We start from the raw sequence: 26,506 nt of genomic DNA, 5'->3' as shown, positions 1-26,506 counted from the left end.
ATAGCCATCGTTCTTATGGGTTGTGTGCGATGTCGATCTGGATTGCCCGGCTGGTGCGTCTGCGCTGGCTGATCGTGCTGCTGTGCCTGTCGTTGATCGTTGTTCTGGTGGCGAGCTATCGCCACTGGGATGACCGTCTGTCCTTCTGGTTTCAACAGCAACAGGCAGGAGTTGCCGAGCAGCAGGCGAGCATCTGGTTGCCAGGCTACAAGGCGGTGCTGCAAGGCAAACCGCTGCAGGGTCTGGAAGAGGGCGAGGTGTCCGGGCTGACCTACAGCGCCGAGAGCGACACGCTGTTTACCGTAACTGGAAAATACCCGCAGCTGATCGAGCTGACCCTGGATGGTCAGGTGTTGCGGCGTATCGATCTGCATGGTTTTGCCAACCCGGAAGGGGTGGAGATGCTCTCCGATGGTCGCCTGGCGATTATCGATGAGCGCCGCCGTACCTTGACCACCTTCAAACTGGGCGCGTTGACCCGCAGCCTGGAGTTTGCCGAGTTGGCATCCTTCGATTTGGGTTTTGCCGATGCCGGTAACAAGGGCTTTGAGGGTATCGCCTGGGACTCTCGCCATGAGCGCGTGCTGTTGGGTAAGGAGCGTGGCCCGCTGGGCCTGTTCAGCCTGCCGTTTCCCGGTGAGGATGGCGCGGCTGGAACCCTTGAGCCGCTGAGTTCCGGGCATCTGTTTCTGCGTGATATTTCCTCGCTGACCTATGACGCCCGCACCGGCCATGCCCTGGTGCTCTCCGATGAGTCGCGGCTGTTGCTGGAAGTTGATGAGCAGGGTGAGCCGGTCAGCTTTATCAGCCTGGCGCGTGGCATGAATGGCCTGCATCAGGGCATCGGTCAGGCTGAAGGGGTGACCATGGACTCAGCCGGCAATATCTATATCGTCAGTGAGCCCAACCTGTTCTATGTGTTGCGAAAGGAGCCGGTGGTGGCGGATTAAGCTTGGCTTAAGCGCCGATTAAGCCTGGCTTCAGCTAGGCCCATTAGGCTAACCCCATCAACTTACTGATAGAGGGTTACCCCATGAAACGTCTGACTATTGCTCTGTTGCTGGCGCCACTGTTTTCCACCGCTGCCATGGCCACCGGTTACACCGGCCCTGGCGCCACCCTTCAGGTCACCACAGTAGCGGCAGCGCTGGACGCTGCCGATGACACCCCGGTGGTGCTGCAGGGGCAGATCGTCAAGCGTCTGCAGGATGAGCTGTATGAGTTCAAAGACGCCAGCGGCACCATCAACGTCGAGATCGATGATGAGCATTGGCCAGCCCAGGCCATTTCCGAAACCGCCACGGTGAAGATCACGGGCGAAGTTGATCGCGACCTGATGAGCCGCGAGATCGATGTCGAGTACCTCGAACTGGTCAACTGATTGTCCTGACTGGTTTATCGCGCCAGCCCACAGCATGTCTGCGGGCTGGCTTTTTCGTGTTGTTATGTAGTCGCCGAGAGTTAGTCGATATGCGTATTCACCTGACCCTGAAGCACCTGCTGCTCTCCATCCTGTTGCTTGTGTTGTTGTTGCTGGGGCTGCTGGCTCAGGAATACCGCCTGTTTGGGCGTGCCTGGTTCAACGTGCAGCAGTGGCAGCATGCAGCCAAATGGCAGGAGGGCTCCATCTGGCTCTCCGACTACCAGGTTGAAATTGAGGCCAAACCGATTGCCGGTCTGGATGATGATGTTTCGGCCCTGACCTTCGACCCGGATCGCAACAGCCTGTTTACCGTCACCAACGACAGGCCACAGCTGATCGAGTTGTCGCTGGAGGGTGAGATTCTCCGACGCATCGAGCTAAAAGGCTTTGGCGATGCCGAAGCGGTCGAGTACATCAGCCCCGGCCTCTATGTGATCACCGATGAGCGGCGTCAGCGACTGATCAAGGTGCGGGTGGATGATACGACCACTGCCCTGCATGCCGATCAGGCCCAGCAACTGTCCCTGAGCATTGGTCTGAATGGCAACAAGGGCTTTGAAGGGTTGGCCTATGACTCGGCGGGTCAGCGCCTGTTTGTTGCCAAGGAACGCGACCCGCTGCGCATCTACGAGATTCATGGCTTCCCCCAGCGCGATCCACAGCAGCCGTTTGCCGTGCACGTAGTGGATGACCATCAACGTGACGCCGGGCTGTTCGTGCGCGACCTGTCCAGCCTGCAGTTCGATGAGCGCACCGGCCACCTGCTGGCACTTTCCGATGAGTCACGCCTGGTGCTGGAACTGAATGTCGATGGGCAGCCGATCAGCAGCCTGTCGCTGCTCGGTGGACGCAACGGGCTCAAACGCAGCGTCCCGCAGGGCGAAGGCATCGCCATGGATGATCAGGGCACGCTGTATCTGGTCAGTGAGCCGAACCTGTTTTACCGCTTCAGGAAGCCTGAGACAGAGGCTGCCGACTGATTGTCGAGGGGCGCAGCAGGCGCGCGGTCTTCCATTCAAAGCCCAGGGTCAGACCGATAGCAGCGCAGGCCAGGCCGCCAGCGAGTCCCCACCATACGCCTGCTGCGCCCCAGCCCAGTGGGAAGGTCAGCGTCCAGGCCAGCGGCGCACCAACGGCCCAGTAGCAGCCGAGGCCGACCCAGAAGGTGGTCTTGGCGTCCTTGAGACCGCGAATTGCACCCATGGCGATGGTCTGGATGCCATCAAAGAACTCGAACCAGGCGGCAATCGCCAGTAACGCCACCGCCAGGCTGACCACCTCGGCATAGGCGCTGTCGCTGTGGTCGAGGAACAGCCCTACCACCCAGTGCGGTGCCAGCCAGAACAAGCAGGCGAAACCCAGCATGCACAGCGCGCCCAGGCTCAGTCCCAGACGCCCGGCCTGGCGTGCCTGCAGTAGCCGGCCGGCACCAAAGTGCTGGCCGATACGGAAGGTCACTGCGTAGGAAATCCCTACCGGCACCATAAAGGCCACGTACACCGACATGATCGCGATCTGGTGCGCCGCCAGCTGGGTGCTGCCCAGCGCGCCCATGCACAGTGCGGCAAAGGCAAACAGCCCGGACTCCACCGCATAGGTGCCGCCAATCGGCAGGCCCAGACGCAGCAGCTCTTTCAGCTCGACCCACACCGGCCGCAACAAGCCGCGCCACAGCGGATAAGGGCTGTAGGCGCTGTGGTGCAGCACATGCCAGGCCAGTAACAATGCCATGATATTCATCACCACGGCGGTGACCAGGCCGATCCCGGCCAGGCCCAGTGGCGGCAGGCCGAACCAGCCCTTGATCAAGGCATAGTTGAGGATGAAGTTGGCCAGCGCCCCGCCAATGCTGATGGCCATCACCGGACCTGGACGGCCGATGGCGCTGGTAAAGCCACGCAGCGCCATAAAACTCATATGACCGGGCAGGGCAAACACCAAGGTGGAGAGAAACTGCATGCCGCCGCTGACGTTTTCCGGCTTCTGGCCGAAGTACAGCAACGCTGGGCCGAGATTCCACAACGCCAGGCCGGCCAGCAATGCCAGGCCCCAGCCGAGCCACAAGCCGTTCTGCGTCAGCCGGGTTACGCCGGCCGCATCCTGTGCACCATGACGGATCGCCACCAGGTTGCCGACCGAGGCAATCACCCCAACACAGAAGATCGAGACAAACGAATAGCTGGCCGCGCCCAGCCCGCCGGCAGCCAAGGTCGCGGGGCCGAGCAGGCCCATCATCACGGTGTCGGTAAACACCATCAGTACATGTGCCAGTTGCGCAGCAATCAACGGCCCGGCGAGTTTCAGAATGGCGTGCAGTTCGCTGCGAAGGGATTGCGGCATGATGAGTTCTACTCAGTTATAAGGCTTGCCCGGTTAATCCGTACAGGCAGAGAATGCGCCTATTCTCATGAGCCACTCGTAGCAGCACAAAAGGATAATAGCGATGACATACATGACTATTACTCATGGATTGCAGGCGTGAGTTCGCGTTTGCCGCCGCTCTATGCCCTGCGCGCCTTCGAGGCGGCGGCGCGGCACAGCTCCTTTACCCGCGCCGCCGAAGAGTTGGCGATTACCCAGAGCGCGGTCAGTCGACACGTGCGCACCCTGGAAGAGCACTTCGCCTGCCGTCTGTTCGAACGCCGCGGCCGCAGCTTGCAGCTCAGTGAAACCGCGCGCCTGCTGCTGCCGGGCTTGCGCGATGGTTTTGAGGCGCTGGAACGGGCCTGCAACACCCTGCGTGTTGACGACACAGTGCTGCGCCTGAAAGCGCCCTCGACCCTGACCATGCGCTGGTTGCTCGCGCGCCTGTCACGTTATCGCCTGAGCAGCGCCAGCGAGGTGCAGCTGACCAGCGCCTGGATGGATGTGGACAAAGTGGACTTCTTGCACGAGCCATTTGACTGCGCGGTATTGCTCAGCCAGGGCGATTTTCCTGAGGAATGGGAAAGCACCGAGCTGTTTGCCGAGTGGCTGATTCCGGTCTGCGCGCCTGAAGCCTTGAGCGAACAACCTTGGGATCTGCCGCGTCTGCAAGCCGCCGAGCTGCTGCATCCCACCCCGGACCGCCGCGACTGGCGGCAATGGCTGCAGGCCATGGGCCTGGCCGATCAGGTGCCGCTCAAGGGCGGCCAGGTGTTCGATACTCTGGAGTTGGGCATGGTGGCGGCGGCGCGTGGCTACGGGGTGTCGATTGGTGATTTGGTGATGGTCGCCGAGGATGTCGCTCAGGGCCGACTCGGCCTGCCCTGGCCCAGCGCGGTACCCAGCGGTTGTAGCTACTACCTGGTATGGCCCAAGGCGCGCCGTGGTCAGGAACGCTTTCGTCGTTTGCGCGATTATCTGGTGGCGGATGTGGCGGCGATGCAGTTGCCTGCGGTTGAGCGGGTGGACAGTCGGGTGCGTTAGCACGACAGCGCATAAGGCGTAAAAAATATTGGACTATCGTTTGCCAGCTTTCTCAGATTAATGCTTTTAAAACAGTGGCTTGCTTCGTTTGTTCGGCTTAGTTGTCTGCTGCTTGTGGTCTGATTTCTTAACAATATAAGCGTATTTGTTTGACATATTTTACGGCTTTGGCAGACTGGCTCCAGGGTTGCGACTGCCAGATGAGTGTTTCTCGCGCATCTGATGCCGCTGCGGCGGCCAGCTAGACAGGCGCAATCAGCCGTAAAACAGAAGGTGCGCGACAACCGTCAGCCCTTCTGCACAACAACGGCAGCCAATCCCGGCTGCCCCAAGGTGATGTATGTCCAACAACAATACGAAACAGCGCCCAGGCGCGCGTAAACCGGTTGTCCTGATGTCCATGGGCGCGCAAGAGCGCAAAGGGCATGCCTATCAAGTCATGACCCACAAATACATAACCCCCCTGGTCGAACTGTCGGGCTGTGTGCCGCTACTGGCACCCAGTTGCTGCGGTGCCGACGACATCGACCAGTACCTGTCGATGGTCGATGGCGTGTACCTGACTGGGGCCGGCAGCAACATCGACCCTGCGCTCTATGGGCAGAAAAACCTGACTCCAACCAAGGGCCAGGATAAGGATCGCGATCTGTTCGATATCCCGCTGATTCGCGCGGCGCTGGCCCGCGGCCTGCCTTTGTTCGCCATCTGCCGCGGCATGCAGGAAATCAACGTGGCCCTGGGCGGCAATATCCACCAGAAGGTCTATGAAGTGCCGGGTATGAATGACCATCGCGAAGACACCAGCGCGCCGGTGGACGTGCAGTATGCCGACAGCCACAGCGTGCGTGCGGTGCCGGGTAGCTGGTTTGCCGAGTTGATGGGCGAGGCCGATTTCCCGGTCAATTCGCTGCACGGTCAGGCCCTGGACAAGCTGGGTGAAGGCATCGAGGCGCTGGCCCATGCCGAGGATGGTCTGGTTGAAGCGATTCATCTGCCGGGCGCCGAGCAGTTCACCCTGGCCGTGCAATGGCATCCGGAGTGGCAGGCGGCGCAGAACCCGCATTCGGTGAAGATCTTCAAGGCATTCGGTGATGCCTGCCGTGAGCAGGTAGCCCGCCGCGACCAGTAAGCGCCTGTCTACGATCTGCTGCGCGTCGGCCCTGCTGCGTTAGAAACAGGCTCAAAATGCTCATGTACAGCTTGTACACTCCGCTTTTTCGCCTGTTTCTGCCTTGCATGTCTCTAGCTCGCGAGATCGTAAAAAGACGCTACGCGTTACAACTCCCTATAAAAGAAGCCCCGCATGCGGGGCTTCTTTATGACTGCAATTCAGGTAGCGCCGATGCTGGGGCGGTACTGCAAGGCTTCAGCCAGATGGCTGCGTTTGATATGCATCGCTTTGTCCAAGTCCGCCAGGGTACGCGCCACTTTCAGCACCCGGTGTGCCGCCCGTAAGCTCAGGCCCAGGCGCTCGCAGGCATTTTCCAGCCATGCGCGGTCTTCGTCTTGCAGGCTGCAATGCTGCTGCACGCCATTGAGATCCAGATGGGCATTGGCGCAGCCTTGGCGATCCAATTGTGCATGGCGCGCCTGTATCACCAGGGTGGCCAGTTCAGCGCTGCTGGGGCCGGCGTCGGCGTTGGCATCCAGCCGGGTGGTTTCCCGTGGCACGCTGAGGTGCAGGTCGATGCGGTCGAGCAGCGGGCCGGAAAGCTTGCCGCGGTAGCGTTGGATCTGTTCAGTGGAACAGCGGCAGCGTCCGGAAGGATCACCGAGATGTCCACAGGGACAGGGGTTCATCGCTGCCACCAGTTGAAAGCGTGCGGGGAAGCGCACCTTGTCGCGTGCCCGAGCAATCACGATCTGCCCGCTTTCCAGGGGCTCACGCAGCACCTCCAACACCTTTCGATCAAACTCGGGGAGTTCATCGAGGAACAAAATTCCGTGATGGGCCAGGGTGATTTCGCCCGGTTGTGGGCGACTGCCGCCGCCGACCAGTGCCGGGCCGGATGCGCTGTGATGAGGCGTTCTAAAGGGCCTCTGCGGCCAGGCGCTTAGCGGCGTGTGGCTGGCCACGGAGTGGATGGCTGCCACTTCCAGCGCTTCCTGCTCATTCAGCGGCGGCAGTAGGCCGGGCAGACGGCTGGCCAGCAGGGTTTTGCCGGTGCCGGGCGGCCCGGTAAACAACAGGTTATGATACATTACACCCAGAACAGACTAAGGACAAAAGCTATGACCGACCAGAGGCCAAAAGCCTACAGCTACGTGAGATTTAGCAGCCCGGAACAGGCCAAGGGGGATAGCTTTCGACGTCAACAAGAAGCCGCAATACGTTATTGCGAAGCGCAGGGGCTAGAGTTAGTCAGTACGAAGGATTATCAGTTTTTTGATAGAGGCCGTAGTGCTTACAAGGGAAAGCATTTAGATGATACAGGGCAATTGGCTAGGTTTCTCTCTTACGTTAACGATGGGACTATCCCTCCTGGATCGTTTCTTATAATTGAGTCGCTAGACAGATTAAGTCGAGAAACAGTGAAGGATGCATTGCCTAGGTTCTTGGACTTATTGAATAAAGGCATAAATATATATACTTCTGCCGATGGCAAAGTTTACACGCAAGACTATAACGAGCTTGACTTAATAATAAGCATTGTTCATATGAGCAGGGCTCATAGTGAATCAAGTCTGAAAGGAATGCGTGTATCAAAAGCATGGAAAAAAAAGCAGTCAGATGCTCGCGAGTACAAAAAGCCTCTAGGTGCGGCATGCCCATATTGGATTAAATATGAGGATGGTATTTATAAGGTAATTGAGGAAAGGGTTAGAGTAATAGAGAAAATATTCTATCTTGCATCTGCTGGCTATGGGCAAAGGCTCATAGCCAAAATGTTGAATAAAGAAAATATCCCAACGTTTGGTTCGGAAAATAGAAATAAAAGTGGTAACTGGGGTAGCAGTTCTACCAGTAAAATTTTATCAAATAGAGCTTTGCTAGGGGAGTATCAGCCTACAAATTTGGTGGATGGTATACGCTCGCCTTCTGGTGAACCTATACCGGATTTTTTCCCTATCGTCATTTCTGAGTCAATGTTTTATGAAGCTCAGTCCGCCAGGGAGGAACGGAAGGCATATAAATCTACAAGGCAAACTAAAGATTTTAATGTTTGGCAAGGAGTTGCGAAGTGCGCGATTTGTGGCCAGTCGATGCATTTAGTAAATAAGGGGAAAAAACCTAAAGGTGGTAAATATTTGCGGTGCTATGGGGCTGCTAAGGGTACATGCGAAAATAAACAGATCAGGTTAGACCGTTCAGAAGCTGCATTCAAAGAAATACTAGCAAAAGTTGATAGTTTGAGTTTGGTTCAAGATGCACAAGGAAAGCTGAAGAGTGAATTGAGCGTTGTAAATGCAAAGATGTCAGATGTGTCTGGGAAGCTAAGCGAGTTGTCAGATCAAATATTGTCGTTTGGATCCAAAATACCTGGAACGCTAGTTACCATTATTGGTAAGTTAGAAGATGAGTTGGATGAGTTGAAGTCTGCAAGGCATAGATTAATGGCAGACTTGCAAAGAGAGAAGATCATAAACAAGGATGAGTTTTTTGAGCGACTTGATCTGGCGAGCTATGATGGGCGGGCAAGGGCAAACAGCTTGATCAAAAATCTTGGTATCAAAGTCAATATTACGGCTGATGCAAGATATTCTGAAAGATACGTTGTGGTAGCAGAGGGTGAAGAGAATTTTTTGGTCGATCACGACGGCGATGATTTTAAATTTTACTCGTACAATAGAAACAATCTTGATCTTGTAATAAATCAAGGAGACGGGGGAATCGGTAGTGTTCTGAGCGGCGCGATTCTTGACATGGCTGAGCTGTATAACCCTGATGAAAGTGCTTGAATACGCAGTCCAGCGGCACGCTGGCCCACAATATCGACTTGTCGATATGTGTAGTGGGTTATACATCTGTATGATGTTTTAAAAACATTGCGCATCTTCCGGATCATCAGCATAATACTGTATATAAACACAGTCGACGGAGAAGCGATATGAACACCGAAATATCCCAATTAAGCGCAGCTGAAACTAAACTGCTCATGCAGGTTGCTTTAGAAATGCGTCTTAGCGAGTTAAAAGACTTTATAAACGCCAGTATTCAGTATGGCCCCCCAATTTCCCTGGGCGGGCGGCTGCACCGCATTGATCAGGATCTCATCTTTCCCGTCTGCTGGCAGGCACTAATGGAGTTCGTATCGTGGGGTGCAGGGATCGTAGTTCATGACCAGGATGACCAGTCTTGCAGCCTGTTAGTCGACTCTGCCCACGCTGAACGCCTGCTGCGGCTTGTAGAAAAGCACCTGCACAGTGATTCAGGCCAAGGTGAAAAACAAGCCATACTGAATTGCCCGAATCGTCTCCCCCCAATCAAGCCACCGAAAAAGCCCGAGGACTCGGTAGAGCTGGGGAGATAGGCATGTACGCAATCCTTCGTGCAGAAAAGCACAAATCTGTCTCAGCAGTAGCGCGCTCAGCCCGGCACACATTTCGCGAGCGACCTACCCTCAACGCTGACGGCGCCAACGCCTTTAAGAATCGTTTTTTGGGCAGCCGAGACACTAAAGATTTGCTTAGCAGACTCTCGGCCAGGCTTCCTGAATCTCGCCGTAGGGATGCGGTTTTGTGCATCGAGTACCTGATAACAGCCTCCCCCGAAGCCTTCATCAAGCATGGCGGACATCTAGATGACCTCGGCTCAGGTTATTTTGCAGATGCACTTGCTTGGCTTCGGGCTCGGCATGGTCAAGACAATGTGCTCGCAGCTGCTGTGCACCTTGACGAAACAACGCCGCATCTTGTGGCTTACGTTGTTCCGCTGACCCAGGACGCGCGCCTTTCAGCGCGGGATTTTTTAGGTGGGCCGAAGGCCATGAGAGCGATGCAGGACAGTTTTTTTTCGGCTTGTGGCCAGCCTCATGGCTTACTACGCGGCGTCCGTGGTTCAAAAGCCCATCACACCGAAATTTCAAAATTCTATACGGGTCTTCAAGGGCCTGAGCACTCTGTGAAATTGACCCGGCTGGACTATGCAGCAAAAGCACTGGGACATGAAACCGAGGCTTGGAAGCAAGCTCAAGCACAGGTAAAACAAATTGCTCAGCAAGCAACCGCAGGTGCGCGACAACGCAAAGCATTGCACTCACGGACAAAAGCGTTGGCAAATATCGAAGCGCAATCACAGCAAGCGGCCAGTCACTTACAACGGCACGCTCTGGAGCAAGCAGAACAAGACCTGTCTTTAGGGCGGCGCGAGCAGGCACTAGCAAGACGCCAACATGACCTGGACATGGCAGTTGCTCAGGCTGAAGCAGCTGAGCGACTGCTTGAGCTATATGAGCAACGAAGCAATAGCACGCCAGAGCTCAACCGAAAGAAAATTTACTCACCAATCCCTACCCGGTGAGTTCAACTCAAGCCGGCCAGGGTAAATTAGGGGGGGCGCGAATTGATTGACAGTAAAACTGATCAGCAAAGGAGTATTCCCCTGCTCGGGTGGGCAGCGAACGCCGCTCTCTAGAACTATTGCATATAACTGCCGAAAGCCGTATTGAATTACCAGTGAAGCCATGCCTTGAGCTCCCTCTAACTACAACGCCTACAGTTCGTTTAACGTGCTCTCCGTAGCGATTCAGTCTTGATTCTTTCACCAACCTGTACTTTTTTACCCCTCCTGATATTAAAGCGCCAACGGCCTTAAACCATTTTGCTCGTCTATCCTCACTACCACCTGAAAGCCCTAGTTCATTCGCTACCTGCCCAACCTCGCCTCTTTTTGAAAGTTCTCTAATAACTGAAGCACTACCGTTCATTCCGATGAACTCATACTGGTGTTTTCCATAAGTGCTTATGACTGCCTTTTGCCGTAGAGCACCTATGAGCTTTTGCCGATCTGTATCTCTCCCCGCATATGAGTTCTTGAAGACATATGCGACAGCCTTGCCATAAGATTCGCACCAGTCCCCTTCAGCCCTTCTTACCTGTAAAATCTTGGCTTCATACTTTTCAAAGTGCATTCCTGCTTCAACTGAATGCACCCTATGTAGGTCTCGTATCTTTTCAGTAATACACGGTAGAAGGTCAGGGCGTATTAATAGAAGAATATGAAAATGGGGGCATCCGTCTTCATGAACTTCTACGCAGCGAAGGCCATAAAAATCAATTCCTCTAGTCCCCACCTTAGAAAGTCGCTCAAGGATAGAGCCAAGGGCGGCGCTTAATTCTAAATAACCATCTTGGAAGGTTTTTCCCAGGTAGGCTGAACTAGATGAGTGATATCTCCCATCCAGGCCCAGGGTCACGAAAACAGATAGGAATCCGTCAGCAAATGCTTTTTGCGAGGCAGCCTTGGCCATCAGGTAAGACTGATTTGCCGCACGCTCCAGATTTCTCTGGAGGTTTTTTAAGGCTTTAGAGCCGCGAGATTGTTGACGCTCAATATAAAGCTCGAACGTTTCATTGGAACAAAAAGGCTGTGAGGCCCCCACCAATAAGCTTCTAACGGCGATACTTTCGCGTGCACGAGATGATATTTTAGTAAGCTGCTGATACCAAAAATCAACGCTCTTAAGTCTTTCGCACTTAGAAATTAGCGTTGCACCCTTTATCGCTCGGAGGCAAACCCCGAAGTCAAAGTTACTATTGGCATAATCTGCCAGCTCTCGGGCCTGCACGTTGACCTGGTGCATCTCGTGCGTAGATGCAATTTTACCTGCGAGCTCCTTGAGCTCAGAGCTGCGATAGGTAGAGAGCTGAAATATAGATAGATTTTCTGTGCAAAACGAATACATGGAGAGCTTTCATAAATTTCTCCATGTGGTTGATATTGATAAAACGATACAGCTCCGATGTAGATATTCTCACTTATGCGAGTCATCGCATCCAATCACATTTGGCAATATGATGTCGCCGGCGTAATAGATTTTGACTATAAAAAAGCTATTTTTAATAGTTGTTCGAAATTGACCGAGATTTTCTGCCAAACCTGCGTTTTGTAATAGGTATCGTAAAATGACCGTTAAACGATACTGTTTAATATGCCGCTTTTTGGTATCAAATAACTAGCTGATGTTGATATATGATACCTTTAATGATACCATTTAGTTAAATGATACCTGAGGTGAGCATGTCCAGAACATTTGCGTACTGTCGAGTCAGTACAACTACACAGACAACGGATAACCAAGTAAATGAGATAAGGTCTTCTGGTTTCAGCATTGAACCTCAACGAGTGGTTGAGGAAACCATCAGTGGTTCTGTAGAGGCCAATAAACGTCCTGGGTGGCGTAAGCTGCTCGATAAGCTGGAGTCGGGCGACGTTTTGGTAGTTACGAAGCTAGATAGGCTGGGAAGGAACGCAATGGATGTGCGCTCGACAGTTGATTCATTGAATGCAATGGGCGTTCGCGTTCACTGTCTAGCGCTTGGTGGTGCAGATTTAACTTCGGCAGCAGGGAAAATGACTTTGCAGGTAATTGCTGCTGTAGCTGAGTTTGAGCGTGATTTGTTGGTGGAGAGAACGCATGCAGGGCTAATTCGGGCAAAAAGCGAAGGTAAAACCTTAGGCCGACCCGCCGCCATTAAAACAACGGCGGCAGTTAGCGAGTTGAAAGCACAACGTTATACGCAGTCGCAGGTAGCACAAAAGCTATCTATTGGAATTGCCACTGTTAAGCGTCACTGGAACAAGTAAACCTCTTCGGGCTATAGGTCGAACAATGACCGCTGATTTTTATTAATATCTAATCTTGCTTCTGCAATTTTTGCATAATCAGGCGATGCTTCAAAGCCTATATACTTTCTGCCTAGCCGTTGTGCGGCTACTAGCGTCGAACCGCTACCAGAGAATGGGTCTAATACAATCTGGCCCTCTTGTGTGGTAAGTTCGATAAGGCTTTGCATTAAGCGAACAGGTTTTTGTGTTGGGTGTAAACCTGTTTCTCCTGCTTCAAAACCACATGTCAATACATTGTCAGGTGTCGGTTCATACTTGAGGAAGGCTTCTTCATTGAATGCTCCAACTCCGTGTGTCAGTACGTTGTCAGCAATTGTTGTGCCTATTTTGTAGGGCTTTGTAAACCATAATACAGGCTCAAATGTGGGGCGCATATTTCCCACGCGCCAACCTTCCCATTTTACTGCGTTTGCGTGATCTTCTCTTCTTTGGTAAACAATACTTAATCTCTGGGCTCTATGGGGTGCTTTTTGCCGCATCCAAGAAAACATATCCTTGAACGAAAAGCCTGCATCCTCCATAGCTGCAATACACCTGTGAGCATATCTGCGGCCTGCAAATATAAAAACAGAACCACCAGGTTTCAGTGTGCGCAACCAATCAGGTGCCCATGTTGAGCACCATTCATAATATTGTCGTGGGATGGCTCTGTCAGCTTCAGACCAACCATTAATTGGCTTTCCTCTTTTCTTAAATATAGCTCCAGCTTTCTGTTGCCCTGGACTAGAACCCAAATAAGCTGAATTTGTATTGTCGTGGAGAACGTCCCAATCTTCCGCGCCTATGCCATAAGGAATATCGCTGAGTATTAGGTCTACAAAGTTATCTGGAAGCCGCTTGATGCCAGCAATGCTATCGCCAACAAATAATTTGTTAAATAGGTCTTCCATTTAACGAATTTCCAAGAGGCCGTTGTCTGAAACTTGAGAAATAACCTTTATTCGGCTCTCAATTTTGTGCATGTTTATTAGTTCTTTAATTGCATCTTGGTGGGATAGCTGCATGATTTTTTCACGCTCCCTTGCAAGAAACATTAGGGCTTCTTCTTTTGCTGCTGCGATAGATTCAACAGCCGCTTGTTTTTCAATCCGCCACAGCTCACTAATTTTGTCGGAGAAACCAAGCATGGTTCTGTTAATTGCCAGCCAATACTGTGAGGCATCTTTTGATGGATTCAGTGCAGGAACTGTCTGGAAAACATGATGGATAAGTTCTTCTGCGCGAGCGGGAGATTCTAATTGGCTAAATGAGACCAGCATTGCAAGATGTGAATATGTGAAAATACATACATTACGTGAGCTTGCTTGCTCATAAATTTGGCTTGATTTAGTTGGAAGTTGATAGATTGGGCACACGACCATAGCGTATGGCTTGCCCCGTTTCCATCCATCCATGGCTTGAATTTTAAAGTCTTTTTGGTTTTTGGCCGTTCGGCTCAGGCGAAAAGCCTTGGCATCTGCAACAAAGCTAAATCCATTGGCTACAACTTCAACATCCGCCGCATCGGCTCTTTCTTTTAAAACAATGCTATTCATCCCGAGTGCTTTGTATGTTTCTGAAAGAAGGGCATCGGTATATTTCGAGTACTGTTTTTCTTCAGTCGTGTCATGGCCATATGACTCAGGAATATCACCGCTGAGGCGTAAATGGTCTATTAGGGCCTCACTTCCCTGCGTGGTGATTTCTTGAGCTAGCTCACGCTCAAGTCTCTCTGACTTATTGCCAAAGCTGCCTTCACAGATTTTGTGAATCTCTTCTACCCAATACTCTCTGCGTTTGATAGCCGCCTCAGTGATCACATGCATTACTTTTCCTACCTATCCATTGGCCCAAATGGTGTCCGTCTACCTTCCGTTCGGAGTGACGTCAAAGACCTCAAGTGTACAGGTAAGGCGCTAGATCTCAGAGATATTGAGTGCCGATTGGGATGGTTAATCTGTATGGTGTATTGACACACAACATAAGCAGGTTATGTGATCCGGCTGCGGCCACCAGCAGCGCGCGTTTGGCGGCGATCTGGCCCTGCACTTCGGCGAGGTCAGGGTAGGGCAGGGTCTGGCGCAGCAGGCCCTGAGCCTGATACGGCGCAAGCGGCGTCTGGTTATTGAGGTGGGCGGCGACTTCCAGCAGGTGTTCGACAGCTATCACTGTCAGCCCGGAGGCCAGGCTGGCTTCCTCGGCATTGGCCTTGGGCACCAGTAAAGTGCGTCCGGCAGCGCGGGCGGCCAGGGCTGCGGGTAAGACGCCCTGTACTGGACGAATCGCCCCGGACAGCGCCAGTTCACCCAGGCATTCCAGCTGCTCCAGCGCGCTGGCCGGCACCTGGCCGCTGGCGGCGAGAATGCCCAGGGCAATTGCCAGGTCAAATCGCCCACCATCCTTAGGCAGATCAGCCGGGGCCAGATTCAAGGTAATGCGTCTGGGGGGAAATTCGAACGTGCAATTGAGGATGGCGCTGCGCACGCGATCCTTGCTTTCCTTGACTGCAGTTTCCGGCAGGCCGACCAGTGCCAGTGAGGGCAGGCCATTGGCCAAGTGGGCTTCGACGGTGACGGCGGGCGCTTCAACCCCCACCTGGGCGCGGCTGTGGACTATGGCCAGAGACATCGATCACTCCTTGATCGGTGGATGCATCCGCTGTTGGGCTTACTCGCTGGTTGTGGTGGCGTCTGCGTGACGTGCTTCCATTTCCGCAACCTTGGCTTCCAGCGCTTCCAGGCGTGCGCGAGTGCGGGCCAGCACGACCATCTGGCTGTCGAACTCGTCGCGGCTGACCAGGTCGAGTTTGCTGAAGGCGCTTTGCAGCAGCACCTTGAATTGCGCTTCGAATTCGCTGCGTGGCAGCGGCGCGTCACCGTTGAACAGGCGCGAGGCGTGGGTGGTCAGGGCGTCGAGCAGAGCTTTGGGTGGCAGCATAGTGAGGTTCCATTTGCAGGTGGCGGCAGTGTAGCACGCGCCGTCTGTGGGCCTGGCGGGTGCAACTGACGCAGGTTGTGGTCGTGACTGCACGGTTTTCGCGCGCCCTGCGCCGAGTGCGTGCACTGTTGTTGTGCGTGGCGTGTCAGCAGAGTTCTGCCTGATACCCGCATTTACCGAGTAACTGCATGAAATAAATCGGTTTTCGTCAATCTGGCAAGGTTTCTGCTTTGTCTCTCGTGACGCATGCACCGATGCAGTTCCGGTGCGTTAGATGAAGCGGGGAAGTGCTTCGTCGGGAGCGGTTGGTGAGCATCGGTGCTGCTGGATCAGGGCGGCGATGCATTACAAAAGCCAGGCACTGCGCTTAGACTTGGCCCGGGTTCGAAATTCCTGGGGCATGTCCACCATACACGGGAGAGAGTTACATGAAGCTAGTCACTGCCATCATCAAGCCGTTCAAGCTGGACGACGTCCGTGAGTCACTGTCGGAGATCGGCGTGCAGGGCATCACTGTTACTGAAGTCAAAGGCTTCGGTCGCCAGAAGGGCCATACCGAGCTGTACCGCGGCGCTGAATACGTGGTCGATTTCTTGCCAAAAGTGAAAATCGACGTGGCCATCGCTGACGATCAACTCGATCGCGTGATCGAGGCCATCACCAAAGCTGCCAATACCGGCAAGATCGGCGACGGCAAGATTTTCGTTGTAAACCTGGAACAGGCCATCCGCATCCGTACCGGCGAAACCGGCACCGACGCAGTTTAAGCCTCCGAACCCCCACGCCCCAGGAGTTAAACCATGACTCTGCGAAAAATCGCAGGGCTAGGAGCCCTTTTGTCTCTTGTTTTCCCAGGCCTGGCCTTGGCGGACGAGGCTGTGTTGAACAGCGGTGACACAGCATGGATGCTGACTGCCACTGCGCTGGTGCTGTTCATGACCATCCCTGGTCTGGCGCTGTTCTATGCCGGCATGGTGCGTTCGAAGAACGTGCTGTCGGTGATGATGCAGTGCTTTGCCATCACCGGTCTGATCAGCATCCTCTGGGTGGTCTACGGCTACAGCCTGGCTTTCGACACCACCGGCATGGAGAAGGGCGTCACCAACCTCAACTCCTTTGTTGGCGGTCTGAACAAGGCCTTCCTCAGTGGTCTGACGCCCGATAGCCTGGTTGGTGCCTTCCCGGAAAGCGTGTTCATCGTCTTCCAGATGACCTTCGCCATCATCACCCCGGCTCTGATCGTCGGTGCTTTCGCCGAGCGCATGAAGTTCTCCGCGATGCTGATCTTCATGGCGGTCTGGTTCACCCTGGTCTACGCCCCGATGTGCCATATGGTCTGGTCCGGCGACGGCGCTTTCCTGTGGGATGAGGGTGTGCTGGACTTCGCAGGCGGCACCGTGGTGCACATCAACGCCGGTATCGCCGGTCTGGTGGCCTGCCTGGTGCTGGGCAAGCGTAAGGGTTACCCCACCACTGCCATGGCTCCGCACAATCTGGGTTACACCCTGATCGGTGCGGCCATGCTGTGGATCGGTTGGTTCGGCTTCAACGCCGGCTCGGCTATCGCCGCCAACGGCACTGCCGGCATGGCCATGCTGGTCACTCAGATTGCTACCGCTGCCGCTGCTTTGGGCTGGATGTTCGCCGAGTGGGTCACTCACGGTAAGCCGAGCGCCCTGGGCATCGCTTCCGGCGTGGTCGCGGGTCTGGTGGCCATTACCCCGGCTGCCGGCACCGCTGGCCCGATGGGCGCTCTGGTGATCGGTCTGGCCTCTGGCGTGATCTGCTTCTTCTGCGCCACCAGCCTCAAGCGCAAGCTGGGCTACGACGACTCCCTGGACGCCTTCGGCGTGCATGGTATCGGCGGCATCGTCGGCGCCATCCTCACCGGCGTATTCGCTGCTCCAGTACTGGGCGGTTTCGGTGCGGTGGAAGACATCGGCGGCCAGGTCTGGATCCAGATCGTCGGTGTGCTGGTCACTGTGGTCTACACCGGCATCGTCACCTTCGTGATCCTCAAGGTACTGGATCTGGTGATAGGCCTGCGGGTCAGTGAAGAAGCCGAATCGGTCGGCCTTGACCTCTCTGAGCACAACGAGCGCGGCTACAACCTGTAAGCACACGGAGTGCGCCCGGAGCCAACCCGGGCGCCTTAACCGAACAGCGCTATAAAAGCGCGACGGCAAGAGGTGAATCATGGACAACACAGCATTGACTGCATTGCAGTACGGTTTTGACACATTCTACTTTCTGGTTTGCGGCGCGCTGGTGATGTGGATGGCGGCAGGTTTCGCCATGCTCGAATCCGGCCTGGTGCGCGCCAAGAACACCACTGAAATTCTCACCAAGAACATTGCCCTGTACGCAGTGGCGAGCATCATGTACCTGGTGATCGGCTACCACATCATGTACTCCAGCCCGGAGGGCGGCATCCTGCCAAGCCTGGGTTTCCTGATTGGTGACGAAAACAGCGTTGAGTCGGTTCTCGCCGGCGGTGACGACGCGCCTTACTACTCGGCCCGTTCGGACTTCTTCTTCCAGGTGGTGTTCGCCGCAACCTGCATGTCGATTGTTTCCGGTGCCGTGGCTGAACGCATGAAGCTGTTCGCCTTCCTGGCGTTCGCCGTGGTCATGACCGGCTTCATCTACCCGGTACAGGGCTTCTGGAAATGGGGCTCGGGCTTCCTCAACGAAGCAGGCTTCCTCGACTTCGCCGGTTCCGGTGTAGTGCACATGGCTGGTGCAACTGCTGCCCTGGCTGGCGTACTGCTGCTGGGTGCACGTAAAGGCAAGTACGGCCCGAATGGTCAGGTCAATGCCATTCCGGGTGCCAACCTGCCGATGGCAGCGCTGGGTACCTTTATCCTGTGGATGGGCTGGTTCGGCTTCAACGGCGGCTCGCAGCTGAAGATGAGCACCATCGAAGACGCCAACGCCGTGGCTCAGGTGTTCGTCAACACCAACATGGCGGCTGCCGGTGGCTTGATCGCAGCGTTGATCGTGGCGCGCATCCTGTTCGGCAAGGCTGACCTGACCATGGCCCTTAACGGTGCTCTGGCTGGTCTGGTGGCGATCACCGCTGAACCGCTGACCCCGACTGCCCTGCAAGCCACCCTGATCGGTGGTGTAGGCGGCGTGCTGGTGGTGTTCTCGATCCTCGGCCTGGACAAGCTCAAGCTCGACGATCCAGTCGGTGCCATCTCCGTTCACGGTGTGGTCGGTATCTGGGGCCTGTTGGCGGTCTGCCTGACCAATAGCGACGCCAGCCTGGGTGCGCAGCTGCTGGGTATTGGTTCGATCTTCGCCTGGGTCTTCGTCTGCAGCCTGATCGTCTGGTCCATCATCAAGCTGGTGATCGGCCTGCGTGTCAGCGAAGAAGAAGAGTACGAAGGTGTGGATATCGCCGAGTGCGGTATGGAAGCCTACCCGGAATTCACCAAGCGCTGAGTTTCCTGGCTTTACACAAGGGCGCCTTCGGGCGCCCTTTGTTTTTTATGGGGCGCCGAACAATCTTTGCCTTGGCTGAGCTTATCCTGGCAAAACAGGCTTTGGTGCGGTTGTGATGCACCGGCAACAGCCCCTAGAATGCGCGCCGTTGAGCGCAGATCGCCGATGCGCAGCGCTCAGCCACAGCCAGACCCCTGGAATTTTTATCAGCGACGTTAGAAAGCTGACGCAGCTGGGCTATAACTACTCTGCTTTTCGCAAGTCATGAGGTTGGAACATGAGCGACGAAGATCTGGAACACGACGAATTAGAAGGCGCTGACGAAGACGAAGGCGAAGAACTGGCTGCCGCCGATGACGGCGACAGCGGTGATGATGGCGACGGTGACGACGAGATCGCCCCGGCCAGCAAAAGCAAGAAGGCCAAGGCCGCTGTCGACGTCGAAGAACTGCCGAGCATCGAAGCCAAGCAGAAAGAGCGTGATGCCCTGGCCCGTGCCATGGAAGAGTTTCTGGCGCGTGGCGGTAAGGTGCAGGAGGTCGAGGCCAATGTGGTCGCCGATCCACCCAAGAAGCCGGACAGCAAATACGGCAGCCGCCCCATCTAAGCCGCTGACGTAAACACAAAGCCCGCAGATTGATGATCTGCGGGCTTTTTAATGCCGCGATTTTTTCGACGGATTACGCCCAGCTATGCAGCAGCACCGGCAGCTCGGCCAGGCTACGGATTTCCGCATCCGGGCGGTTGTCCGCGACCCAGGCCTTGCCCTGGGGGTTAAACCAGATCGCCCGTAGCCCCGCCGCTTGCGCCCCGGCAATGTCGTCGCTGGGGTGGTCGCCGATATGCACGGCGTGTTCGGCGGCGATACCGGCGCGCTTCAACGCTTCGCTGAACGGCTTAGGGTCAGGCTTGCCGACGCCCAGTTCTTCCGCGCAGAGGGCGAACTGGAAGTAGTCGGCCAGGCCCAGGCGACGCACATCGGCATTGCCGTTGGTAATCACCCCGAGCTGGAAGCGATTGGCCAGTGCTTCAAGCGTGGGATGCACTTCGGCGAACAGCTCGACCTGATGGCGCGCGGCGAGAAACACCTGAAAACCAGCTTCGGCCAGCACCTGCGCTTCGTCGTGCGGGTAGCCGGCATTCTCCAAGGCATGAAAGAGGATGCGCCGGCGCAGCTCGCTCAGACGATGTTTGAGCATTGGCTCGGCCTGCAGCAGGGTGGCGCGAATCGACCACAGATGCTCCACCGGCACGCCGCCGAGCCGTGGTGCGTGCAAGGCCAGCCAGTTACGCAGCGCCGCTTCGGCGTCCTGCATCACCGGGGTGACATCCCACAGGGTGTCGTCGAGGTCGAAGGTGATCAGCTGAATACTCATTCTGCGCTGCCTTTGCGTTTGGCCCGAGGGTGAGCCTGATCATAAACGTTGGCCAGGTGCTGGAAATCCAGGTGGGTGTAGACCTGAGTAGTGGCGATGTCGGCGTGGCCGAGCAACTCCTGTACCGCGCGCAGGTCCTGTGACGATTCGAGCATATGGCTGGCAAAGCTGTGGCGCAGCATGTGCGGGTGCAGGTGCTGGCCCAGCTCACGCACACCTGCCTGGCGCACGCGCAATTGCACTGCGCGCGGGCCGATACGTCGGCCTTGCTGGCTGATAAAAACGGCGCCATCGGCCGGGTTGGCCAGCGCACGCAACGGCAGCCACTGCTCCATCGCTTCGCGGGCCATGCGGCCGATGGGCAACTCGCGGGTCTTGTTGCCCTTGCCGATCACCCGCACCAGGCCGGCGGGCAGGTCGAGGCCATCAAGGTTGAGGCTGACCAGCTCGGACAGGCGCAGCCCGGAGGAATAGAACAGCTCAAGCATGGCCTGGTCGCGGCGGGCGATAAAGTCGTCTTCCAAGGCGCCGTCGAGCAGTTGCGCGGTACGGTCGGCATCCAGGGTTTTCGGCAGGCGCCGCTCGCCTTTGGGCGGCGTCAGGCCGCTGGCCGGGTCGCTGTCGCAGTGGCCTTCACGAATCAGGTAACGATAGAGGCCGCGGGTGGCCGAGAGCAGGCGCGCCAGGCTGCGACTGGACTGACCCTGCATATGCAGGCGGCCGATCATACGGCGCAGGCGCGCAGTATCGAGCGCGTTCCAGCTGTCGATCTGCTCCTGGTTGCAGAACGCCAACAGCGTGCTCAGATCGTGGCGGTAGCCGATCAGGGTATGGGAGGAAAGCTGGCGCTCACTGCGCAAGTGTTCGAGGTAGGCGTCCAGGAGGTCTTGCATGGAAGCTCCCTGCGATACGGTCGGTGCGGGGTAGAGCGCTAGCGTACCGAGCGCAACGGTGTGGCAAAACCGGGCACGACGCGGGCCAGCACTTCGGCGATATAACCGAGGAACAGCGTGCCCAGCGAGCTCTTGTAATGCTGCGGGTCGGCACTGCCAATCGCCAGTACGCCATGCAGGCCCTGGTGGCTGATGCTGACCACCGCAGCCGAGCCCACCTGAGCACCGTCTTCGTTGCCAAAGAGGAAGTTCAGCTCATGTTCGCGCAGCACGCCGCAGATGGTTTTGCCGCCGGCCAACAGGCCGCCGATGGCCTGATGTGCTTCGGCACTGCTGACCGAGCGGCCAACCGGCAGTGGTGCATCGCAAAACAGGATCAGGCTGACAAAGGGCACCTGAAACTCGCGGCGCAGGCTGTCTTCGACGCAGCTGACCACTTCTTCCAGGCTGCTGGCGTCGAGCAGGTCGAGCACCAGGCGGCGGGTCTTGTCGAACAGCCGGTCGTTGTCGCGGGCCACGTCCATCAGTTGCGAGAGGCGGTGACGCATCTCGATGTTGCGCTCGCGCAGCAGTTTCACCTGGCGCTCGACCAGCGACACGGTATCGCCGCGCTGGTGCGGAATGCGCAGCTCGGGGATCAGTTCGTCGTGGTCGATAAAGAATTCCGGGTGCAGGCGCAGGTAGGCGGCAACCGTTTCCGAATCCAGTGGCTTGGGTGAATCCTGCTTGTCGGTCATACGCGCTGCTCAGTCATAAGCGGACTTGTCCTTCGTACACCCGTACGGCGGGTCCGGTCATCATAACTGGCTGCCCCGGACCTGCCCACTCGATGCTCAGTTTGCCACCTGGTAGTTCGATCTGCAGCGGGGAATCCATCCAACCCTGGCTGATCGCCGCCACGGCCGCAGCGCAGGCGCCGGTACCACAGGCCTGGGTTTCCCCGGCGCCGCGTTCCCAGACGCGCAGCTTGGCGTGCTTGCGGTCGAGCACCTGGAGGAAGCCGACATTCACCCGTTGCGGGAAGCGCGGGTGGTGTTCGAGCGTCGGCCCGAGGCTGTGCACCGGAGCTTGATCGACGTTGTCGACGCGCAGCACGGCATGCGGGTTGCCCATGGACACGGCGGCCAATTCAACGGTCTGGCCATCGACCTCGACCGGGTAGCTGAGCGCCTGCTGTTCGGCCTGGAAGGGGACTTGCGCCGGGCTCAGGCGCGGTGCGCCCATGTTGACGCTGATCTGCCCGTCGTTGCGCACATCCAGTTCGATGATGCCGCCCTTGGTTTCCACGCGGATCTGTTTCTTCACCGTCAGGCGCTTGTCCAGCACAAAGCGGGCAAAGCAGCGTGCGCCATTGCCGCACTGCTCCACTTCCGAGCCGTCGGCGTTGAAGATGCGGTAGCGAAAGTCCACGTCCGGGTTACTCGGTGGCTCGACAATCAGCAGCTGATCGAAGCCCACGCCGGTGTGGCGATCGCCCCAGGCCTTGGCGTTCTTCGGCTGGATATGCGCGTGCTGGCTGACCAGGTCGAGGACCATAAAGTCATTGCCGAGGCCGTGCATCTTGGTAAAGCGCAATAGCATCAGGCTTACTCCGGCAGGCGGCTTTCGCCCGCAAAGAGTTCGCTGAGCGTCTCGCGGCGACGCACTTCGAAGGGCTGATCGCCATCCACCATCACCTCGGCGGCGCGGCCGCAGGTGTTGTAGTTGGAACTCATGACAAAACCGTAGGCACCGGCCGAACGCACGGCCAGCAGATCACCTTCGGCCAGAGCCAGGTCGCGGTCCTTGGCGAGGAAGTCGCCGGTCTCGCAGATCGGCCCGACGATATCGTAGTTGCGCGTCGCGCCAGCGCGCGGCTGCACGGCCACCACGTCCATCCAGGCCTGGTACAGGGCCGGGCGGATCAGGTCGTTCATCGCCGCATCGACGATGGCGAAATCCTTGTGCTCGGTGTGCTTGAGGTATTCCACCTGAGTCAGCAGTACGCCGGCGTTGGCGACGATGTAGCGACCCGGTTCAAATACCAGGGCCAGGTCACGACCGGCCAGGCGTTCACGCACGGCGGCGATGTACTCGCCGGCCAGTGGTGGCTGTTCGTCGCGGTACTGCACGCCGAGACCGCCACCCAGATCCAGGTGCTTGATGCGAATGCCGCGTGTGGCCAAACGGTCAACCAGTACCAGCAGGCGATCCAGGGCATCGAGAAACGGCGCCAGGGCCGTCAGCTGCGAGCCGATATGGCAATCGACCCCGACGATCTGCAGGTTCGGCAACTCGGCGGCGCGGGCATACACCGTTTCAGCCTGCTCGATGTCGATGCCGAACTTGTTTTCTTTCAGACCGGTGGAAATGTACGGGTGGGTGCCCGCGTCGACGTCCGGGTTGACCCGCAGCGAAATCGCCGCCGTCTTGCCCAGCTCGGCAGCCACCACTTGCAGGCGCTCCAGCTCTTCGGTGGATTCGACGTTGAAGCAGTGCACGCCGACTTCCAGGGCGCGGCGCATGTCGTCACGGCTTTTGCCGACGCCGGAGAAGACGATCTTGCTTGCTTCGCCACCAGCGGCCAGGACGCGCTCCAGCTCACCGCGGGAAACGATATCGAAGCCGGCGCCGAGGCGCGCCAGGACATTCAGCACGCCGATGTTGGAGTTGGCTTTGACGGCAAAGCACACCAGATGCGGTATGCCCTGCAGGGCATCGGCATAGGTGTGGTATTGCGTCTCGATGTGTGCACGCGAGTAAACGTAGGTCGGCGTACCGAAGCGTTGGGCGATGGCGGACAAGGCCACGCCTTCCGCGAACAGCTGACCGTCGCGGTAGTTGAAGGCGTTCATAGCTGGCCCTTATTCGGTTTGCGCAGGCGCTGGCTGGCTTTCTTCTGGCAGGTACAGCGGGCCTTTCTGGCCGCAGCCCGCGAGCAGGGTGCTGACGGCAAGCATCGCGATAAAGGCAGTAAACAACCGCTTCATGGTGAAATCCTTGTAATAAAGCATGATTGCGCCGGAGTATACCGACCCCCCGACGCCTTGCCTATGCGCCAGGGTTCCCGTCTGGCGGGGCTTTGCCTGTATCTTTGGCAGGGTCTTTGCGCTTACCACCCGCGTTCAGGAGCCCGGATGGACACCCCTGTAGTGGTCAACAGTTCGGTTTCAGTCGCCTACCTGCAAGGGTTGCTCGACTACCTCGCCCGTCAGGGGCTCGATACGCACGCGCTGCTTGAGCACGTGCAACTCAGCCCGCAGATTCTGACCCAGCGCGATCAGCGCGTGGCTGCCAGCATTTACCTGGAGCTGCTCGGCCATGGTGTGCAGCTGACCGGCGACGAGCAGCTGGGCCTGCACCTGGGCAAAGCCGTGCGGCCGGGTTACTACGGGGTGCTTGGCTACCTGATCATGAGCTGCGCGACCCTCGCGGATGCCCTGCATCGCCAGGCGCGTTACGCCGCGTTGGTGGGTAATCTGGGACAGGTTGATCTGGCCGACGAGCCGCCACGTGAAGGGCTGGAGCCACAGGTGACACATAGCTGGCAGCCCTTGCTGCCCCAGCAGAAACGTCAGCTGTGCGAGGAAACCATGGCCGGCTGGGTGACCTTTGGCCACTGGATTACCGGGTTGGATATTCCGCCGACCGAGGTGCGCTTTCAGCATGCGGCACCCGCCGATACCTCGGAGTACCAGCGCATCTTTCGCTGCCCGGTGCTGTTTGATCAGGCCGATAATGCCTTGGTCTTCTCCAAGCGTCTGCTGGCTACTCCTTTGGGACAGGCCGATGCGCAGGTGCAGGTGATGCTGGATGCCTATGCTGATCGCCTGCTCGGAGAAATCCGGCAGAGCAGCAGTGTGCTCGATCGCGCGCGCCTGGAATTGTCCCGGCAGTTGCCGGAGGCGGGCGCCGATTTGCAGCAAATCGCCGCGCGTTTGGCGCTCAGTCCGCGTACCCTGCAGCGGCGTTTGCGCGAGGCCGGGTTATCCTTCAACCAGTTGGTGGATGAAACCCGCCAACAACTGGTGCTCAATTACCTGCGCGACCCAGCGCTGGAGCTGGCGGAAATCGCCTTTCTGGTCGGTTTCAGTGAGCCCGGTTCGCTGGCCCGTGCGTTTCGCCGTTGGACGGGGCAGAGCCCCGGCGAGTATCGCCGCTATCTACAAGACCATTAAGCAGCGCAGCTCAAGTCGCTGATTTTTTTGAGGTAAGCCGTAATGAGTTTGACCGAAGCCCGCTTTCACGATCTGGTCGATGCCACCCAGCAGGCGGTGGAAGATATTTTCGATGACAGCGACCTGGATCTGGATCTGGAGAATTCCGGCGGAGTGCTGACCGTGCGTTTTGAGAACGGCAGCCAGCTGATCTTCAGCCGTCAGGAGCCGTTGCGCCAACTCTGGCTGGCGGCGCGCTCCGGTGGTTTCCACTTTGATTACGACCAGGCCAGCGAGCGCTGGATCTGCGACAGCAGCGACGAGCAGCTGGGCGAAATGCTGGCGCGCATCACCCTTGAACAATCCGGTGCCGACCTTGAGTTCGAAGAGCTCTGAGCCGGTCGGCGTGCAGGTCGTCTCGCCCTGCCGTCGCCAGTGTTGTCTGGATGATCAGGATATCTGCCTGGGCTGTGGCCGCACGCTGCAGGAGATTCTCGACTGGAGCAAAGCCGGCACACCGCGCCAGCGCGCGATCTGCGCGGCGGCCGAGGCCCGCCTGCAGCAGCGTAACGGCATGCCTTGACCGGGCGGTCTTGTTTATTTGAGTGGCTGTGGTACGGTCAGCTCACGACTTGCCAAACCCCATCTTCGTGATGGGGTTTTGCTTTTTTCAGCATCCGTAAAGGGGATATACCCGCACCATGACCAGCACACCTTCGCTCACCATCACCCGTCTTGATCTGCAGCGCCTGGAGCACCTGCTCGACAGCCTGGATGAATTCGGCCCCGGCGCTGCGGCCTTGCAGGCCGAACTCGATCGCGCCGATGTGGTTGGCCATGACGAAGTGCCGGCTGGAGTGGTGACTATGAACTCGCGCGTGCATTGCCGTGAAGAGAGCAGTGGCAAGGACTACCACTTGACTCTGGTGTACCCACAGGATGCCGGCGGTGAAGGCTGCGTGTCCGTGCTGGCGCCGGTTGGCACTGCGCTGTTGGGCTTGTCCGTGGGCCAGCATATCGACTGGGCCGGGCCGAATGGCAAAGTGCTCAAGCTGACCCTGCTGGCGGTGGAATATCAGCCGGAAGCGGCGGGCGAGTACAGCCGCACCTGATGCTGC

General features: G+C 57.1%; 28 protein-coding genes and 2 pseudogenes. 17 read left to right on the top strand and 13 right to left on the bottom strand.

The features are described 5' to 3' along the window. Positions 1-29 precede the first annotated feature (29 nt). The 3 genes from IOD17_RS13435 to IOD17_RS13425 all read left to right on the top strand — a co-directional run bounded on the left by IOD17_RS13435 (position 30) and on the right by IOD17_RS13425 (position 2,403). Positions 30-950, top strand: coding sequence for an SdiA-regulated domain-containing protein (locus IOD17_RS13435; RefSeq protein ID WP_233685568.1), 921 nt, complete (start codon positions 30-32; stop codon positions 948-950). An 83-nt stretch (positions 951-1,033) separates the two neighbouring features. After that, on the top strand, positions 1,034-1,381 hold the full coding sequence (locus tag IOD17_RS13430; RefSeq protein ID WP_233685567.1) for a NirD/YgiW/YdeI family stress tolerance protein: 348 nt from the start codon (positions 1,034-1,036) through the stop codon (positions 1,379-1,381). 89 nt (positions 1,382-1,470) lie between these two features. Next, positions 1,471-2,403, top strand: a complete 933-nt coding sequence (locus IOD17_RS13425; protein ID WP_233685566.1) for an SdiA-regulated domain-containing protein — start codon at positions 1,471-1,473, stop codon at positions 2,401-2,403. On the opposite strand, the gene IOD17_RS13420 is transcribed toward IOD17_RS13425, so the two are convergent. Continuing rightward, positions 2,372-3,763: a NorM family multidrug efflux MATE transporter gene (locus IOD17_RS13420; RefSeq protein WP_233685565.1), complete on the bottom strand. Its 1,392-nt coding sequence runs from the start codon at positions 3,761-3,763 to the stop codon at positions 2,372-2,374. The two genes, IOD17_RS13425 and IOD17_RS13420, sit on opposite strands and share 32 nt — an antisense overlap. A gap of 138 nt (positions 3,764-3,901) precedes the next feature. On the opposite strand from IOD17_RS13420, the gene IOD17_RS13415 reads away from it, so the two are divergent. Next, positions 3,902-4,831: a LysR substrate-binding domain-containing protein gene (locus IOD17_RS13415; RefSeq protein WP_233685564.1), complete on the top strand. Its 930-nt coding sequence runs from the start codon at positions 3,902-3,904 to the stop codon at positions 4,829-4,831. Between the two features lie 340 nt (positions 4,832-5,171). Then, positions 5,172-5,960 (top strand): gamma-glutamyl-gamma-aminobutyrate hydrolase family protein, encoded by a 789-nt coding sequence (locus IOD17_RS13410; protein WP_233685563.1) that lies wholly within the window; start codon positions 5,172-5,174, stop codon positions 5,958-5,960. A 200-nt stretch (positions 5,961-6,160) separates the two neighbouring features. On the opposite strand, the pseudogene IOD17_RS13405 reads toward IOD17_RS13410, so the two are convergent. Continuing rightward, positions 6,161-7,027, bottom strand: a pseudogene (locus IOD17_RS13405) (YifB family Mg chelatase-like AAA ATPase); the annotation flags it as partial. 36 nt (positions 7,028-7,063) lie between these two features. Between IOD17_RS13405 and IOD17_RS13400 the strand changes: the two are divergent. The 3 genes from IOD17_RS13400 (at position 7,064) to mobV (ending at position 10,292) form a co-directional block, all read left to right on the top strand. Next, the gene (locus IOD17_RS13400; RefSeq protein ID WP_233685562.1) at positions 7,064-8,731 is read left to right on the top strand and encodes a recombinase family protein; all 1,668 of its coding nucleotides are present in this window, start codon (positions 7,064-7,066) and stop codon (positions 8,729-8,731) included. A gap of 149 nt (positions 8,732-8,880) precedes the next feature. After that, complete coding sequence (locus tag IOD17_RS13395; protein WP_233685561.1) at positions 8,881-9,303, top strand: hypothetical protein; 423 nt, start codon at positions 8,881-8,883, stop codon at positions 9,301-9,303. A gap of 2 nt (positions 9,304-9,305) precedes the next feature. Beyond that, a complete protein-coding gene (gene mobV, locus IOD17_RS13390) occupies positions 9,306-10,292 on the top strand; it encodes a MobV family relaxase (RefSeq protein ID WP_233685560.1) in 987 nt (328 codons plus the stop codon). Between the two features lie 7 nt (positions 10,293-10,299). Here mobV and IOD17_RS13385 read toward each other — a convergent pair whose 3' ends face one another. Then, entirely contained in the window at positions 10,300-11,676 is a 1,377-nt protein-coding gene (locus IOD17_RS13385; RefSeq protein WP_233685559.1) for a replication endonuclease, read from the bottom strand. A 335-nt stretch (positions 11,677-12,011) separates the two neighbouring features. Between IOD17_RS13385 and IOD17_RS13380 the strand changes: the two genes are divergently transcribed. Then, entirely contained in the window at positions 12,012-12,578 is a 567-nt protein-coding gene (locus IOD17_RS13380) for a recombinase family protein (protein ID WP_233685558.1), read from the top strand. An 11-nt stretch (positions 12,579-12,589) separates the two neighbouring features. Here IOD17_RS13380 and IOD17_RS13375 read toward each other — a convergent pair whose 3' ends face one another. The 4 genes and pseudogenes from IOD17_RS13375 to IOD17_RS13360 form a co-directional block, all read right to left on the bottom strand. Beyond that, complete coding sequence (locus IOD17_RS13375; protein ID WP_233685557.1) at positions 12,590-13,510, bottom strand: DNA-methyltransferase; 921 nt, start codon at positions 13,508-13,510, stop codon at positions 12,590-12,592. Continuing rightward, a complete protein-coding gene (locus IOD17_RS13370; protein WP_233685556.1) occupies positions 13,511-14,425 on the bottom strand; it encodes a HindIII family type II restriction endonuclease in 915 nt (304 codons plus the stop codon). Between the two features lie 154 nt (positions 14,426-14,579). Then, a pseudogene (locus tag IOD17_RS13365) lies at positions 14,580-15,227 on the bottom strand (magnesium chelatase domain-containing protein); the annotation flags it as partial. Positions 15,228-15,266: 39 nt separating this feature from the next. Beyond that, on the bottom strand, positions 15,267-15,536 hold the full coding sequence (locus tag IOD17_RS13360) for an accessory factor UbiK family protein (RefSeq protein ID WP_233685555.1): 270 nt from the start codon (positions 15,534-15,536) through the stop codon (positions 15,267-15,269). 428 nt (positions 15,537-15,964) lie between these two features. Here IOD17_RS13360 and glnK point away from each other — a divergent pair, with 428 nt between their 5' ends. The 4 genes from glnK (at position 15,965) to sutA (ending at position 19,590) form a co-directional block, all read left to right on the top strand. Further along, a complete protein-coding gene (gene glnK / locus IOD17_RS13355) occupies positions 15,965-16,303 on the top strand; it encodes a P-II family nitrogen regulator (protein ID WP_021700071.1) in 339 nt (112 codons plus the stop codon). Positions 16,304-16,336: 33 nt separating this feature from the next. Beyond that, positions 16,337-17,653 carry an ammonium transporter gene (locus tag IOD17_RS13350; protein WP_233685554.1) on the top strand — a complete coding sequence of 439 codons (1,317 nt, stop codon included), beginning with the start codon at positions 16,337-16,339 and terminating at the stop codon, positions 17,651-17,653. Between the two features lie 79 nt (positions 17,654-17,732). Beyond that, positions 17,733-18,983 (top strand): ammonium transporter, encoded by a 1,251-nt coding sequence (locus IOD17_RS13345; RefSeq protein WP_233685553.1) that lies wholly within the window; start codon positions 17,733-17,735, stop codon positions 18,981-18,983. 277 nt (positions 18,984-19,260) lie between these two features. Continuing rightward, on the top strand, positions 19,261-19,590 hold the full coding sequence (gene sutA / locus IOD17_RS13340) for a transcriptional regulator SutA (RefSeq protein WP_233685552.1): 330 nt from the start codon (positions 19,261-19,263) through the stop codon (positions 19,588-19,590). Positions 19,591-19,663: 73 nt separating this feature from the next. Here sutA and IOD17_RS13335 read toward each other — a convergent pair whose 3' ends face one another. From IOD17_RS13335 to lptM, 6 genes are read right to left on the bottom strand one after another with little or no spacing between them, the layout of a single operon-like run. Then, on the bottom strand, positions 19,664-20,359 hold the full coding sequence (locus IOD17_RS13335; RefSeq protein ID WP_233685551.1) for an HAD family hydrolase: 696 nt from the start codon (positions 20,357-20,359) through the stop codon (positions 19,664-19,666). Continuing rightward, positions 20,356-21,252 carry a tyrosine recombinase XerC gene (xerC, locus tag IOD17_RS13330; protein WP_233685550.1) on the bottom strand — a complete coding sequence of 299 codons (897 nt, stop codon included), beginning with the start codon at positions 21,250-21,252 and terminating at the stop codon, positions 20,356-20,358. The genes IOD17_RS13335 and xerC overlap by 4 nt, the downstream gene beginning before the upstream one ends. 38 nt (positions 21,253-21,290) lie before the next feature. Continuing rightward, positions 21,291-21,989, bottom strand: coding sequence for a DUF484 family protein (locus IOD17_RS13325; RefSeq protein ID WP_233685549.1), 699 nt, complete (start codon positions 21,987-21,989; stop codon positions 21,291-21,293). Between the two features lie 13 nt (positions 21,990-22,002). Continuing rightward, on the bottom strand, positions 22,003-22,833 hold the full coding sequence (gene dapF, locus IOD17_RS13320) for a diaminopimelate epimerase (RefSeq protein ID WP_233685548.1): 831 nt from the start codon (positions 22,831-22,833) through the stop codon (positions 22,003-22,005). 5 nt (positions 22,834-22,838) lie between these two features. After that, positions 22,839-24,086 carry a diaminopimelate decarboxylase gene (lysA, locus tag IOD17_RS13315; RefSeq protein WP_233685547.1) on the bottom strand — a complete coding sequence of 416 codons (1,248 nt, stop codon included), beginning with the start codon at positions 24,084-24,086 and terminating at the stop codon, positions 22,839-22,841. 9 nt (positions 24,087-24,095) lie between these two features. Further along, entirely contained in the window at positions 24,096-24,221 is a 126-nt protein-coding gene (lptM, locus tag IOD17_RS13310) for an LPS translocon maturation chaperone LptM (RefSeq protein WP_233685546.1), read from the bottom strand. A gap of 147 nt (positions 24,222-24,368) precedes the next feature. On the opposite strand from lptM, the gene IOD17_RS13305 reads away from it, so the two are divergent. From IOD17_RS13305 to rnk, 4 genes are all read left to right on the top strand, one after another. Continuing rightward, complete coding sequence (locus IOD17_RS13305) at positions 24,369-25,409, top strand: AraC family transcriptional regulator (protein WP_233685545.1); 1,041 nt, start codon at positions 24,369-24,371, stop codon at positions 25,407-25,409. A 42-nt stretch (positions 25,410-25,451) separates the two neighbouring features. Then, a complete protein-coding gene (gene cyaY / locus IOD17_RS13300) occupies positions 25,452-25,784 on the top strand; it encodes an iron donor protein CyaY (RefSeq protein ID WP_108486763.1) in 333 nt (110 codons plus the stop codon). Beyond that, positions 25,765-25,971 (top strand): DUF1289 domain-containing protein, encoded by a 207-nt coding sequence (locus tag IOD17_RS13295; RefSeq protein ID WP_233685544.1) that lies wholly within the window; start codon positions 25,765-25,767, stop codon positions 25,969-25,971. Before cyaY ends, IOD17_RS13295 begins: the two co-directional genes overlap by 20 nt. Positions 25,972-26,089: 118 nt before the next feature. Then, complete coding sequence (gene rnk, locus IOD17_RS13290) at positions 26,090-26,500, top strand: nucleoside diphosphate kinase regulator (protein WP_233685543.1); 411 nt, start codon at positions 26,090-26,092, stop codon at positions 26,498-26,500. Positions 26,501-26,506 lie beyond the last annotated feature (6 nt).

The organism is Pseudomonas anguilliseptica (genome assembly GCF_021375795.1).
Lineage (GTDB): Bacteria > Pseudomonadota > Gammaproteobacteria > Pseudomonadales > Pseudomonadaceae > Aquipseudomonas > Aquipseudomonas anguilliseptica_A.
This window is presented reverse-complemented; position numbering and strand designations above follow the sequence as displayed.